The sequence below is a fragment of the Delftia sp. PX-1 genome (assembly GCF_055797465.1).
Window position 1 is genome coordinate 2,792,890 of record NZ_CP184763.1, and the last position, 13,265, is coordinate 2,806,154.

Genomic DNA, 13,265 nt, shown 5'->3' on the forward strand with positions numbered 1-13,265 from the left:
GTCAGCGGTTGACCATCTTTGCGGGGGTGAGCCAGACCGCGAGGGCGCCCACCACGAGCACCCCCGCCAGCACGAACATGCCGGCCTGCGTGGACTGGGTCAGGTCCTTGAGGTAGCCGATCATGTAAGGGCTGGCGAAGCCCGCGAGGTTGCCGACCGAGTTGACGATGGCAATGCCCGCCGCCGCTGCCGTGCCCGACAGGAAGGCCGTGGGCAGCGACCAGAACAGCGGCGCGCAGGTCAGCACGCCGGCTGCGGCCAGCGACAGGAAGATCAGGGAAAGAACGGTGTTGTCGGCGAAGAAGGCCGTCATCGCAAAGCCCACGGCGCCCATCAGCGCGGGCACGATCAGGTGCCAGCGGCGCTCGCGGCGCCTGTCGGCGCTGTGGCCCATGAGGTTCATCACCACGATGGCGCACAGGAAGGGGATGGCACTGAGCAGGCCGATGTTCAGCGCGCCCGTGACGCCCGTGGACTTGATCAGCGTGGGCATCCAGAAGGTCAGCCCGTACTGGCCGGCGACGAAGGCGAAGTAGATCAGGCACATCCACCAGACGCGGCGGTCGGCGAAAACGGCCTTGAGCGAATGCTTCTGGGCACCTGAGTGCCGCTGGTCCAGCTCGATCTCGCGCGCCAGCAGCTGCTTTTCGGAGGCCGTCAGCCACTTGGCGCTGGAGATGCCGTTGTCCAGATAGAAGATGGTCACCACGCCGATCACCAGGGCGGGGATGGCCTCGATCAGGAACATCCACTGCCAGCCGTGCAGGCCATGGTCGCCGTGGAAGGCCTGCATGATCCAGCCCGACAGCGGGTTGCCGAAGATGCCGGCCACGGGGATGGCCGACATGAACAGCGCCACGATCTTGGCGCGCCGGTGGGCCGGGTACCAGTAGGTCAGGTACAGGATCACGCCGGGGTAGAAGCCCGCCTCGGCCAGGCCCAGCAGAAAGCGCAGGATGTAGAAGCCCGTGGGCGTTTCCACATACATGAACATGGCCGACAGAATGCCCCAGGTGATCATGATGCGGGCGATCCAGACGCGCGCGCCCAGGCGGTGCATGAGCAGGTTGCTGGGCACCTCGAAGAGGAAGTAGCCGATGAAGAACACGCCTGCGCCCAGGCCGAACACGGTCTCGCTGAAGCCCAGGTCCTGGGACATCTGCAGCTTGGCAAAGCCCACGTTCACGCGGTCCAGGTAGGCGATCACATAGCACAGCATCAGGAACGGCACGAGGCGCCAGAACACCTTGGCGTAGGCGCGCGCCGTCTCTGCAGAGTCGGCCTGGGCAGGGTGGGCCCCGGCCTGGCCGGATGCGATATCCGTTGTCGTCATTTCAAGTCTCCCTTGGGTTCGACGCTTGATTCGCCGCTTGGTGCGCCGCCTGGCGGCTGCGCGGCTGTGGATGGGCTGGGTGGTGGAATGCTGCCGTGGGCGCCGCTGTGCAAATCAGTAGCGCGCCCCGAAGGTGGTGCGCAGCTCGTCGATGGCGGCCGCGTCCAGGGGCTGCGGCCGGGGATGGGTCATGAGCCAGAGCCTTGCGGTTTCCTCCAGCTCTTCCAGCACATGGCTGGCCTGCTCCACCGAGCGTTCCCAGACCACGGGGCCCAGGCGCTCGAACAGGGCGCCGCGCACCTGGCCGGCCAGCGCGGCCACCTCGGCGGCGGCCTGCGGATCGCCGGGCCGGCGGTAGCGGATCAGCGGGATGCGGCCCACCTTCATGACCTGGTAGGGGGTGATGGGCGGCAGTACCTCGTCCTCGCGCCAGACGCCGGACAGCGTCAGCGCCACCAGATGCGTGGAATGCGTGTGGATGACGGCGCGCGCGTCGCCGTCATTGCCGTAGATGCCCCGATGCAGGACCAGGGTCTTGGAAGGCTTGGCGCCGCTGACCCAATGCCCGCCGGCATCGACCTTGGACAGCTCTGCCGGGTCGAGCCGGCCCAGGCAGGCGTCGGTGGGGGTGATCAGCCAGCCGTCATGCAGGCGCGCGCTGATGTTGCCGGCAGCGCCGACGGTGTAGCCGCGCTGGTAGAGGCTGGCGCCGGTCGCGCAGATCTGCTCGCGGATGCGGGATTCGTCGCTCATGGGTGAACGCCCAGGCAAAGGCCGGGTGTGCCTGGTGCAAAAAGAGATGTGACTGATATTGTCATCAGGTCATCATACAAATTTTGCGCAAAAACCCAAACAAGGTGAAAACCCTTGGCCATGCGCCAAGGGGTGGTTTCGGAGGTTCAGGGCTTGGCGGCCAGGATGTCGCGGGCCAGGCGTTCGCCGTCCTGCTCCCAGAAGCTGGCGTCGGCGCGGTGGATGCGGTCTATGGCGTTGCCCATGTGCGTGGCGGCGGCCTTGCGCGCGGCCTTGGGGTCGCCGGCCTCGATGGCCAGCACGATGCTGTGGTGCTCGCGTTCCACGGCCTTGCCGAAGTCCTCGCGCCGCGCCTCGTTGGCGCGCGTGATGCGCATGGCGCCGCGCAGGAACTGCGACAGGTAGTCCAGCGTGCTGATCAGGAAGGGATTGCCCGAAGCCTGGGCGATGGCGCGGTGAAACGCCATGTCTTCCTCCACGCCGTCACGGCCCAGCCGCACGGCCTCGGCCAGGGTGCTCTCCGCATCGTGGATGCGCTGCATATCCTCTTCGCTGCGCCGCCGCGCCGCGAGTTCGGCCACCTCGGTCTCCAGTGCGCGGCGCACCTCGGTGATCTGGATCAGCGCATTCCTGCCAGCCGCCGGCAGGCCTTCGAAGTCCAGTGGCTCTATGCCTGCCGCCTTCACGAACACGCCGCTGCCCTGGCGCGATTCCACCAGGTTGCGCGACTTGAGCTGGGACACCGCCTCGCGCACGACGGTGCGGCTGACCTCGAGCTGCTGCACGAGCTCGGCCTCGGTCGGCAGCTTCTGCCCCGGCTGCAGGTTGCCGGCGCGGATGCGCGCCTCCAGCTGCCGGGCAACCTGGTCCGCAAGCTTGAGACCGGGCTGGATGGCAGAGAAGGAAACCGTCATGGAGGTGGGGGCTGGGGAGACACGTGTGGCAGTGATTGTCTCAGAACGGCCAGGGCTTCAGCGCCGGGGAGTGTGGTGACGCCTGGGCGCTGTCTTTCGGCCAAGCCTTCAGTCCCGGGGAGGAAAGATCCCGTTCAGGACAATGCACCATTGCATGCTCAGGAATGGATCGCGTATGGGAACAGGTTGGTTGTTCCCTGTGACTCCGACCGACGTGGTACTGCTCAGCGAGGTATCGGCTGTACCGCCCTCCCGGTAGATGCCTGCGTTCTGGGCTTGAGCCAGCATCCTGTTTGGGCCCGGCGTGGAATGGGTTGCCCCTTGGGTGCTGGCGGGCATGTTCGAGACGGTATGCGTGTGCGCGGGCAACTGGGACGGTGTGAGTGTCAGCTGTTCTCTGCCGCCGGCCTCTCCCAAGACGAAGGAGGAAAGTCCGGGCGCGCCGCCTGTGCCGATGGGAACGCGTCCGCGCAGGTCGGGAAGCTGGAAGGTGTTGACGCCATTGCCGCCATACGTCGTGCCAAGTATCGAAAACAAGGCGGCGTTCTGGTTGATGGGAAGGGTCTGACCCGCCGCTGGAGCCGTGTTGCTGGGGCAGAAGTTGCCGCTGAACAGAAAGAGCTCTCCTATGTAGGCTTCAGCCGCGGCATGGGCCGTCGGAATGAGGGGGGTGGAAAAGGCGAAGGCCAGCGCGAGGGCGGTTTTGCGCAGGAAGGGAGTGGAAGGCAGGGGCATGGCGAAATCCTGTGGGTCTGTGCACAAAGGCTGTATCAACGGGCGAGCATGAAGCAGATGCGGTCCAGCGTCTCCTGTTCAGGGTCCACCCAGCCGGGGGTCAGAACGATGCCGGCGAACGGGTCCCCCGTTGCCGCGATGGCCACGGCCCGGCCCTTGTTGGTGCGACTGTCCAGCAGCAGGGTGTAGCTGCCCGGGGCTACGGCGGGGTTGAAGGCGATCGTGAAGGGGCCGCTCGCGCCATTGCGTGCTGCTGCATAGCCTGCACCACTGCGGATAACGGCCTTGGTGGCGTCGCCCGGATCGGGTGCAACGCAGCCGTGGCGCACTTCGGCCAGACCTGTGACACCACCCATGCCCGTCGGTCCCATGGGACCCTGCGGGCCCACCGAGCCTTGGAGGCCGTTGCATACATAGCTGGTGCTGGTGATCTCTGCTGCATCCAGTACGCCGTTGCGGTTGGTATCCAGGCCCTGGCTGATGCGCTGACCGCCCGTGGCGCAGGTGGCGCCAGCAGCTTCTACCTGGGTCACCATCAGGGATTCCCGGCCATCGGTGCCCGCCGGGCCGACCGCTCCCGGGCTACCTGGCGCGCCTGCCGCGCCTGTAGTGCCGGCAGGTCCGGTGGCACCGGCAGGGCCGGTAGCGCCCGTGGCTCCCGTAGCGCCGGCAGGTCCGGTGGCACCGACGGAGCCCGTGGCTCCGGCAGCGCCTGCCGGCCCCGTTACTCCGGCAAGCCCTGTGGCGCCGGTGGGCCCCGCAGAGCCTGTGGCACCGGCGGGGCCTGTGGCGCCGGTAGCACCTGCCGGTCCTGTAGCGCCGGTAGGGCCTGCGTCGCCTCTGGGTCCTTGCGCGCCCTGCGTGGAGGCGGGATCGCAACGGCCCAGACTGCCGCTGGCGTCATGGCATACGTGGCTGGTGGATGTGGCGGGTGTGCCTGGCAGCCCGGGCAGTTGCACCTCTCCCGTGGGCTGTACGCGCAGCGCCGGGGTGTTGGGTGTGGAGTAGATGATCACGCCGCCACCCGCGGGGGGCGTGAGGCTGATGTCCGCCGCCCCGGCAGGACCGGTAAGCAGGGCGAGGACGGCGGTGGTGGCAAGGGCCACCGGACCGGCCGAAGTGGGGGGCAGTAGCCGACGGACAAAAAGAGGGGAAGGCATTTGACGGATGGCTCCTGTCGGCTAGGCCTCCGGCAGGGGCGCGGTACTTGGCGGCGCTGCCAGGGCTGTCCGGGTGTGCGAGGTGACCTGGCCTGATGTTGCGCAGGTCCAGGGCAAGGTAATGGGTAAGGTGGCTGGATTGGTACCGATTCTGCGAAATTGTGGATTTTTGCAAAATCACTGAAACTTGGTAAATTGAAATTGACTATTTGCCAGGACTGTGGTTTTCCAGTGCAGCCTGGTAATGGTCCGTTGCTGCTTGCATGGGCGCAATGCAGGTTTGCTGCTGTTGCAAGCCGCGTCTGCAGGATTCTTGCGGGCCTGCGCGGCGCGCGATACTTGCGCTTTTGCCATCTGCCTTACCGGGCCGAGCCCTTTTTCCATGCGAACCCCCACTACCGACTCTGCGGCCGCCGTGCCCGCCATCGCCTCGCTGGCCGATGCCGCCTTCACCCAGCGCGTGCAGCACGCCATAGACCACAAGACCAAGCCTTTGGGCGCGCTGGGGCGGCTGGAGCAGCTGGCGCTGCGCATTGCCTGCATCCTGGGTCAGGACAGGCCGGTGCTGCAGCAGCCGCAGATGCTGGTGTTTGCGGCCGACCATGGGCTGGCTGCGCGCGGCGTGTCGGCCTATCCGGTGGATGTGACCTGGCAGATGGTCGAGAACTTCATGGCCGGCGGCGCCGCCGTCAGCGTGCTGGCACGCCAGCATGGGCTGGCGCTGAACGTGGTGGACTGCGGCGTGGCGCGCGACTTTCCCGCGCGCGAGCAGGACCCCGACGACAAGCTTCCCCAGCCCGGCCAGCCGCGCCTGTGGCGCCGCAAGCTGGGCTACGGCACGCGCGACTGCAGCCAGGGCCCGGCCATGACGGCCACCGAATGTGCCATGGCCCTGCGCAACGGCGCGGCCCTGGTGCGCCAGCTGCCGGGCAATGCGCTGCTGCTGGGCGAGATGGGCATTGGCAATACCTCCAGCGCATCCTTGCTGCTGGCGCGGCTGTGCGGCGAACCGCTGGCCGAGGTCACGGGTGCGGGCACCGGCCTGGATGCAGCCGGGCTGGCCCGCAAGATCGGGGTGCTGCAGGAGGTGCTGCAGCTGCACGCCCAGGCCACGCAACCGCTGGACGCGCTGGCGGCCATGGGCGGCTTCGAGGTCGCCGCCATGGTGGGCGCCGTGCTGCAGGCCGCCGCCGAGCGGCGCGTCATCGTGGTCGATGGCTTCATCACCACGGCCGCCGTGCTGGTGGCCAGCCGCCTGCAGCCGGCCGTGCTGGAGCGCTGCGTTTTCTCGCACCGCTCGGGCGAGCCCGGCCATGTGCGCATGCTGGCCCACCTGGGTGCCGAGCCGCTGCTGGACTGGCAACTGCGCCTGGGCGAAGGCTCGGGCGCGGCCCTGGCCTGGCCGCTGCTGGTGTCGGCCTGCGCCATGCTGGGCGAGATGGCCAGCTTTGCGCAGGCCGGGGTGAGCACGCGCTCGGAACAGGCATAGCCGCTGGAGCCGCGCCGCGGCTAGCGCGATAACGCAGCTGCCGCCAGCTTGCCCAGCCGCCTGACCAGCGCGCCGAAGCGCGCGGCATCGGTGTTGCCATAGCCGATCACCAGGCCGTTGTCCTGGGGCAGCGGTGCCAGGGCGAAGGACGAGAGGGCGCCCGGGTTCATGCCGGCGCGCCGCGCCTGCTCCACGATGGCACTGTCGGACAGGTCCGGCGGCAGCCGCACGGTCAGATGCAGGCCGCCGTGGCCGCCCAGCACCTCATGCTCCACGCCCAGTTGCGTGGCAAGCGCCTCGCGCAGGGCCGCCTGGCGCTCGCGGTACAGGCGCCGCATGCGGCCCAGGTGGCGCGAGAACTGGCCGCTTTCCATGAAGTCCGCCATGGCCAGCTGCTCCAGTCGATGGCCGCCGCGCAGCATCTCCTGCACGGCGGATGCCGCGCTGGTGGCCAGGGCCTGCGGCAGCACCACAAAGCCCAGGCGCAGTGCCGGGAACATGGTCTTGCTGAAGGTGCCCACATAGAGCACGGGCGCGTCCGGCACCTGGCCCTGCATGGCGGCGATGGGCGTGCCCTGGTGGCGGAATTCGCTGTCGTAGTCGTCCTCGATGATCCAGGCCCCCGCGCGGCGCGCGCGCTCCAGCAGGTCCAGCCGGCGCGCCACCGACAGCACGGCGCCCGTGGGATATTGGTGCGACGGCGTGATCTGGATCAGCCGTGGAGGATGGCTGTCCCACAGGCCGGGGGCAATGGCTGCGCCGTCCGCATCCACGCGCAGTGTGCTGACGCACAGGTCTCCCCCCGCAAAGGCCGACTTGGCGCCCCGGTAGCCGGGCTCTTCCAGCCAGGCATGGTCTCCCGGGTTGGTGAGCAGTTGCACGCACAGGTCCAGCGCACCCTGGGCGCCTTCGGTGACGATGATGCGCGAGGCATCGCAGCGCACGCCGCGCGAGATGCGCAGGTGCTGCGCAATGGCCTGGCGCAGTGCGGGCTCGCCTGCAGAATCGCCATAGTCCAGCGTGGCGCTGGCGGGAAGGCGCAATGCGCGGTCCTGCGATCGGCGCCAGGCGGGCAGGGGGAACCTGTCCAGGGCGGGCGTGCCCGGCGTCAGGGGCAGGCTGCGGTCAATGGCATGACGCGTGGGCACGATGCGGTCCAGGCGCCGGGCCGTGCGGGGTGCGCAAGGGGGCGCGGCGGCGGCCTCGGCGGCTGCCGTGGAATGGGTGGATACAGCCGCCACGCGCGTGCCCTGCCGGTCGGCGACCACATAGCCTTCGGCCGCCAGTTGCTCGTAGGCGATGAGCACGGTGTTGCGCGAGACTCCCAGATCCTCCGACAGGGTGCGCGAGGCCGGCAGGCGGTCGCCGGCCGGCAGCCGGCCCGCCAGGATGGCCTGCTTCAGGCGCTGGATCAGCTGGTGCTGGCGGGGAGCCGCTCCAGGGCCGGATTGCAAGGGACTGGTCAGCAGGTCGGAAGCGTGCATGCAATGGACGGCGTGGCACCATGAAATAAGGGGGATATGGTGCTTTCAATGATGCCACGCTGGCGCTATCGTGGCCCTGCCAAATGACCTGACCAGGAATCTCCCATGCCCCCCGCACTCAATGCCCACTCCCAACCCGTAGGCCACGACCTGCCCGGATGGACCCCGCGCCAGCGCCCGCCCCGCACGCCCATGCAAGGCCGCTACTGCCGGCTGGAGCCGCTGTCCGCCGCGCGCCATGCAGCCGATCTGTTCGATGCCTTCAGCCAGGCGCCGGACGCCAGCGACTGGACATACATGTCGGTGGGCCCCTTCGCCGACGCCCAGGCCTATCTGCGCTTTGCCGAGGCCGCCCAGGCCAGCGAAGACCCGCTGCACCACGCCGTCATCGACCTGGCCACGGGCCGTGCCATCGGCTCGCTGGCGCTGATGCGCGTGGACACGGCCAGCGGCGTGATGGAAGTGGGCTTTGTCTGCTACTCGCGCCAGCTCAAGCGCACGCGTGCGGCCACCGAGGCGCAGTTCCTGCTGATGCAGCGCGCCTTCGACGAGCTGGGCTACCGCCGCTACGAGTGGAAGTGCGACAGCCTGAATGCGCCGTCGCGTGCCGCAGCGGCGCGCCTGGGCTTCCGGTTCGAGGGGGTGTTCCGCCAGGCCGTGGTCTACAAGGGCCGCAGCCGCGACACGGCCTGGTTCTCCATCATCGACAGCGAATGGCCGGCGCTGCGCGCGGCCTACCAGCGCTGGCTGGAGCCCGGCAACTTCGATGCGCAGGGCGGGCAGCTGCGTTCGCTGTCCAGCCTGATGGAGCAGGGTGCGCCGCAGGCTCAGGAGACGGCAGGCGCGGCGTAGTAGGCCTGCAGCACCTCGATCAGGGCCTGCGCATGGCGCGGCAGCCGGCCCTGGTCGCGCACGAGGATGCGGCGCTCGCGCACGCTCCAGGCATCGGTCAGCTCGATCAGTGCCAGCCGCATGCTGTCGCTGTTGCGCCGTGCGGCGCTCTCGGGAACGATGCCGATTCCCACGCCCGCGCCGATCATGCGGCACATGGCGTCGAAGCTGGACAGCTGAATGCGCAGCTTCATGGGCTTGCCCAGGCGCTCGGTCACACCCGCCAGAAAGGTCTGCAGCGTGCTGCCCTGCTGCATGCCGATGGCGTCCTCGTCCAGCGTCTCGGCAAACGCAATGCGCTTGCGCCGCGCAAAGCCGTGGCCGCGCGGCGTGGCCAGCACCAGCCGGTCGGTGCTGAAGTGGATGGTCTGCAGGCCCAGCGTATCCACCTGGCCGGCCACGATGCCCAGGTCGGCCCGGCCGTCGAGCACGCCGCGCGCGATCTCGGCGTTGGGCCGCTCCTGCAGGTCCACGTTCACGCGCGGGTGGTCGGCAAGAAAGGCGGGCAGGATCTCGGGAAGAAAGTCGGTCACGGCCGTGGTGTTGGCAAACACCCGCACATGGCCGCGCAGGCCGGCGCCGTACTCCTGCAGGTCGTGGCGCAACTGCTCGGACTGCAGCAGCATGCCGCGCGCGTGGTGCAGGAAGGCTTCGCCGGCCGGCGTGGGCCGCACGCCTCGCGCCTCGCGGTACAGCAGGGGCATGCCCGCCTGCTCCTCCAGCGCCTTGATGCGCAGGCTGGCTGCGGCCAGGGACAGGTGCTGCCTTTGCGAGGCGCGCGTGAGGCTGCCCAGTTCGGCGGCATGCACGAACAGGCGCAGGTCCGTCAGGTCGAAGTGCATGAGGGGCATGAAGGGCGAAGAGGGCATGGGCGGGGTCAAGGCTTTGTCAATTCCGAAGGCCGGGTCAGGAAATGCGCGATTGTGCGCTGGCCCGGCACGGGCAACCATGCGGGCTTGCGACAAGAACAAATGGAGACATGACCATGCCGGATTCTTCCTTTCCCCTGCCGTCGAGCCTTTTGCACCGCCGAAGCCTGGTGGCCGCCGCACTCGCCTTGCCACTGCTGGGCCATGCCCAGGCCTGGCCCGCGCGGCCCATCGTGATGATCGTCCCGCAGGCGCCCGGCGGCACCAATGACATCGTGGGCCGGCTGGTCAGCCAGAAGCTGGCCGAGATGCTGGGCGCCAGCGTGGTGGTCGAGAACCGGCCCGGTGCGGGCGGCAACATCGGCACCCAGGCCGTGGCCAAGGCGCCGCGCGACGGGCATACCCTGCTGATGACCATCAGCAGCAGCCAGGCCATCAACCCCGCGCTGTACCGCAAGCCGGGTTTCGATCCGGTGAAGGACTTCCGGCCCATCGGCCTGATCGGCTCCGTGCCCAATGTGCTGCTGGCCCATCCCGGCTTTGCGGCCAAATCCGTGCCCGAGCTGATCGCCATGTCCCGGGGCCGGCCCGACGAGTTCCGCTATGCCTCGGCCGGCAACGGCACGCTCAACCATCTGCTGGGCGAGATGCTCAACAGCATGGCGGGCATCCAGCTGCAGCACGTGCCCTACAAGGGCGTGGCGCCCGCGCTCAACGATGTGCTGGGCGGGCAGGTGCCGCTGCTGTTCGGCAGCCTGCCGTCAACGCTGCCCCATATCCAGGCCGGCCGGCTGCGCGCGCTGGCCGTGAGCGGCGCGGCGCGATCGCCGCTGCTGCCCGATGTGCCCACCATTGGCGAGACCGTGCCCGGCTACAACGGCACGCTGTGGGTGGGGCTGTTTGCTCCTGAAGGCGTGCCCGCGCCGGTGCTGGCGCAGTTGCAGGACGGCATGGCCCGCGCGCTGGCGGCCGGCGATCTGCGCGGCAAGCTCGAAGCCTCCGGCGTGGAGCTGGCCGGCCCGGCCGACAAGCCCGTGTCACCGGACCGGATGGCGGCCCTGCTGCGCGAGGACATCGCCAAGTGGGCGCGCATTGTGAAGGACTCCGGCGCCTCGCTGGACTGAGCCCCGGCCCCTTCAGCCCTGCGGCTCCATGGCCAGCGCGAACAGCTCGCTGCGAAAGTGGATGCCCAGCCGTGCAAATGCGCGGTTACGGTAGGTCTTGACGGTGGGCAGGCTCAGGCACAGGTCGCAGGCAATGCCCTCGTGCGTCATGCCCTGCAGCAGCCGGGCGCAGACATCGAGTTCGCGCGGCGTAAGGCCGGGCTGTGCCTGCAGCAGGCGCATGCGCAGGGCGGGCAATGTCTGGCGCTGTCTGGGCTGGGGGGCTGGGGACGCCGATGCCGCAGCCACGGCAGGCTGCGCCTGCGTCAGCGCGATGTGCTTGTGCGCCAGGGCCAGCAGCACGGGCGCCATGCTCTCGAAGCAGCCGATCTGCGCATCGCCCAGTGCCCTCTGGTGCTGGTGGCGGTAGAAGTTGACGGCAAACACACCGCCGTCGTCCTGGTGCTCGACGATGGATACGCGCTCGGCCATGCCGTGCGCGTCGTAGACCAGGGCGCGGTGCTCGCCTTCCACCTCCTGGGCCGTGATGTGGCACAGCGCCGTGCTGCGTGCCGGCGCTGTGCCGCCGTGCTTCCACGTGCTGTCGCGCAGATGGGGGCCTGAGAGATAGGCGCGCCAGCACTCGCGTGTGGTGTCGCGCGCCTCGCTGCTGGCCGACAGGAACAGCTGCGGCCGGCTGCGCTGCCCCGTGCGGTAGACCGACCAGGAGGCGACAGGCAGCAGTGCGTTCATGGCCTGCAGCACCTGCAGGGCGAAGCCCGGCCCACCCAGGCTGGACACCATCTGGCCCAGCGCATGGCTGGACGCCTGGCCGGGCAAGGCGCTGGCGTCAAGGGCGGGGGAGGGGCAGGTCCAGTGTCTCAAGGGATGGCAGGGGCGGGCAGGGCGCTGTCATCTTCCGGGATGACGGCCTGCCCGGGCAATGGTGCTTATGCTAGGTCCCGATCCCATTCACCGGAGCCCCAGAACCATGCCAGATGACGTGCCGCAGCTTGCGGCCTTGCCCGATCCGCGCTTTCGCTTCTTCGCCGACCTGAGCGTGCAGGTGGGGCCGCCGCAGGAGGTCGGTGCCACCGTCCACGGGGGACGCCGGCTGATCCCCATCCTGGGCGGCACGGCCCGGGGCGACGGCTGGAGCGCGCGCGTGCTGCCCGGAGGCGCGGACTTCCAGCGCATCGTGCACGGCGGGCTGGCCGAACTCGACGCGCGCTATGTGCTGGAGACCGATGCCGGCGACCTGATCTATGTCTGCAACCAGGCCCTGCGCAGCGGCGACCCGGCGCACATGGCCAAGCTGGCACGTGGCGAGCCCGTGGACCCCGCGCACATCTACTTCCGCTGCGCGCCCCGCATGGAGACGGCCAGCCGTGCGCTGGCCTGGATCAACGAGCGCCTGTTCTTCGGCACCGGCGCGCGCCATCCCGACCGCGTGCAGATGCGCTTTCACGAGCTGCTCTGAGGGGGCCTTCCCCGCTTCGATACCTACAACACAGGAGACACAACACATGAACAACCCTGCATCCAAGGCGCGCCGCGCCGCCGTGGCCTGCACTCTTGCCGCCGTGCTGGCCACCGGCCTGGCTCCCTGGGCCGCGGCCAGCGCCCAGCCTGCTTTTCCGAGCAAGCCCGTGCGCCTGCTCGTCGGCTTTCCTGCGGGAACGGGGCCGGACATCGTGGCACGCCTGCTTGCGCAAAAGCTGTCCGAGCAATGGGGCAACCTGGGCGTGGTCGTGGACAACAAGCCGGGCGCTGGCGGCCTCATCGCCGCCAGCGAGGCGGCACGCGCCGTGCCTGACGGCTACACGCTGATGCTGGGCGAGACCGGCCAGCTCAGCATTGCCCCCAACACCTACCAGCGCCTGCCCTACGATCCGCAAAAGGACTTTGTGCCCGTCAGCCAGGTCGTCACCTCCGACTTCGTGCTGCTGGTCAATCCGCAGAAAGTGCCGGCCCGCAATGTGCCCGACTTCGTGGCCTGGGCGCGCCAGCGCAAGGAGCTGTTCATCGCCACCTTCGGCGCCGGCACGCCAGGCCACTTCGGCGCCTTCATGTTCGGCAATGCCGTGCAGCTCAGGCCCGAGCCCGTGCACTACAAGAACACCAACGATGCCCTGGGCGGCCTGTTCAGCGGCGACGTGCAGGCCGTCTTCGCCACGGCGGCCCTGGCCGCGCCCCAGGTCAAGGCCGGCAAGCTCACGGCCCTGGGCAGCACGGGCGCCACGCGCACCCCGTCCATGCCCGATCTGCCGACCATCGGGGAGCAGGGCTATCCGTCGCTGGAGTTCAATTCCTGGTTCGGCGTGGTCGCGCCCGCCAAGACACCGCCCGAGATCGTGGCCAGGCTGCAGGCCGACATCGTGCGCGCCCTGCAGCAGCCCGACAGCCGCAGCCGGCTGGAAGAGGCCGGTTTCCGCGTGACGGGCACCACGGGCGACGAACTCGCCCGCATCATGCGCGCCGACACGGTCACCTGGGGCAAGGCCGTGGCGGCCACGGGCTTCAAGGCCGATTGA

Annotated in this window: 13 protein-coding genes; 5 read left to right on the forward strand and 8 right to left on the reverse strand. The window is 69.1% G+C overall.

Annotation, left to right across the window (positions count from 1 at the left end; genetic code table 11):
• Position 1: 1 nt before the first annotated feature.
• The 5 genes from ACN20X_RS12950 to ACN20X_RS12970 form a co-directional block, all read right to left on the reverse strand.
• Positions 2–1,333 carry an MFS transporter gene (locus tag ACN20X_RS12950; protein WP_016453049.1) on the reverse strand — a complete coding sequence of 444 codons (1,332 nt, stop codon included), beginning with the start codon at positions 1,331–1,333 and terminating at the stop codon, positions 2–4.
• A gap of 114 nt (positions 1,334–1,447) precedes the next feature.
• Positions 1,448–2,086, reverse strand: a complete 639-nt coding sequence (gene otnC, locus ACN20X_RS12955; protein WP_016453048.1) for a 3-oxo-tetronate 4-phosphate decarboxylase — start codon at positions 2,084–2,086, stop codon at positions 1,448–1,450.
• A gap of 146 nt (positions 2,087–2,232) precedes the next feature.
• A complete protein-coding gene (locus ACN20X_RS12960; RefSeq protein WP_473210665.1) occupies positions 2,233–3,000 on the reverse strand; it encodes a FadR/GntR family transcriptional regulator in 768 nt (255 codons plus the stop codon).
• Positions 3,001–3,108: 108 nt separating this feature from the next.
• Positions 3,109–3,735: a phage tail protein gene (locus tag ACN20X_RS12965; RefSeq protein ID WP_473210666.1), complete on the reverse strand. Its 627-nt coding sequence runs from the start codon at positions 3,733–3,735 to the stop codon at positions 3,109–3,111.
• A gap of 35 nt (positions 3,736–3,770) precedes the next feature.
• Positions 3,771–4,271 carry a DUF7151 family protein gene (locus ACN20X_RS12970; RefSeq protein WP_034363095.1) on the reverse strand — a complete coding sequence of 167 codons (501 nt, stop codon included), beginning with the start codon at positions 4,269–4,271 and terminating at the stop codon, positions 3,771–3,773.
• A 1,006-nt stretch (positions 4,272–5,277) separates the two neighbouring features.
• Here ACN20X_RS12970 and cobT point away from each other — a divergent pair.
• Positions 5,278–6,384 (forward strand): nicotinate-nucleotide--dimethylbenzimidazole phosphoribosyltransferase, encoded by a 1,107-nt coding sequence (gene cobT / locus ACN20X_RS12975; protein ID WP_338496999.1) that lies wholly within the window; start codon positions 5,278–5,280, stop codon positions 6,382–6,384.
• 20 nt (positions 6,385–6,404) lie between these two features.
• Here cobT and pdxR read toward each other — a convergent pair whose 3' ends face one another.
• On the reverse strand, positions 6,405–7,868 hold the full coding sequence (pdxR, locus tag ACN20X_RS12980) for a MocR-like pyridoxine biosynthesis transcription factor PdxR (RefSeq protein ID WP_473210667.1): 1,464 nt from the start codon (positions 7,866–7,868) through the stop codon (positions 6,405–6,407).
• Between the two features lie 105 nt (positions 7,869–7,973).
• On the opposite strand from pdxR, the gene ACN20X_RS12985 reads away from it, so the two are divergent.
• Complete coding sequence (locus ACN20X_RS12985) at positions 7,974–8,720, forward strand: GNAT family N-acetyltransferase (RefSeq protein WP_473210668.1); 747 nt, start codon at positions 7,974–7,976, stop codon at positions 8,718–8,720.
• Here ACN20X_RS12985 and ACN20X_RS12990 read toward each other — a convergent pair.
• On the reverse strand, positions 8,696–9,601 hold the full coding sequence (locus ACN20X_RS12990; RefSeq protein WP_473210810.1) for a LysR family transcriptional regulator: 906 nt from the start codon (positions 9,599–9,601) through the stop codon (positions 8,696–8,698). The two genes, ACN20X_RS12985 and ACN20X_RS12990, sit on opposite strands and share 25 nt — an antisense overlap.
• 143 nt (positions 9,602–9,744) lie before the next feature.
• Between ACN20X_RS12990 and ACN20X_RS12995 the strand changes: the two genes are divergently transcribed.
• Entirely contained in the window at positions 9,745–10,752 is a 1,008-nt protein-coding gene (locus ACN20X_RS12995) for a tripartite tricarboxylate transporter substrate binding protein (RefSeq protein WP_473210669.1), read from the forward strand.
• A gap of 12 nt (positions 10,753–10,764) precedes the next feature.
• Here ACN20X_RS12995 and ACN20X_RS13000 read toward each other — a convergent pair whose 3' ends face one another.
• Positions 10,765–11,535 carry a helix-turn-helix transcriptional regulator gene (locus tag ACN20X_RS13000; protein WP_046988006.1) on the reverse strand — a complete coding sequence of 257 codons (771 nt, stop codon included), beginning with the start codon at positions 11,533–11,535 and terminating at the stop codon, positions 10,765–10,767.
• Between the two features lie 187 nt (positions 11,536–11,722).
• On the opposite strand from ACN20X_RS13000, the gene ACN20X_RS13005 reads away from it, so the two are divergent.
• Together ACN20X_RS13005 and ACN20X_RS13010 are read left to right on the forward strand one after the other, a co-directional pair.
• Positions 11,723–12,211 (forward strand): DUF3237 domain-containing protein, encoded by a 489-nt coding sequence (locus tag ACN20X_RS13005; RefSeq protein WP_473210670.1) that lies wholly within the window; start codon positions 11,723–11,725, stop codon positions 12,209–12,211.
• Between the two features lie 46 nt (positions 12,212–12,257).
• Positions 12,258–13,265 carry a Bug family tripartite tricarboxylate transporter substrate binding protein gene (locus tag ACN20X_RS13010; protein WP_154834716.1) on the forward strand — a complete coding sequence of 336 codons (1,008 nt, stop codon included), beginning with the start codon at positions 12,258–12,260 and terminating at the stop codon, positions 13,263–13,265.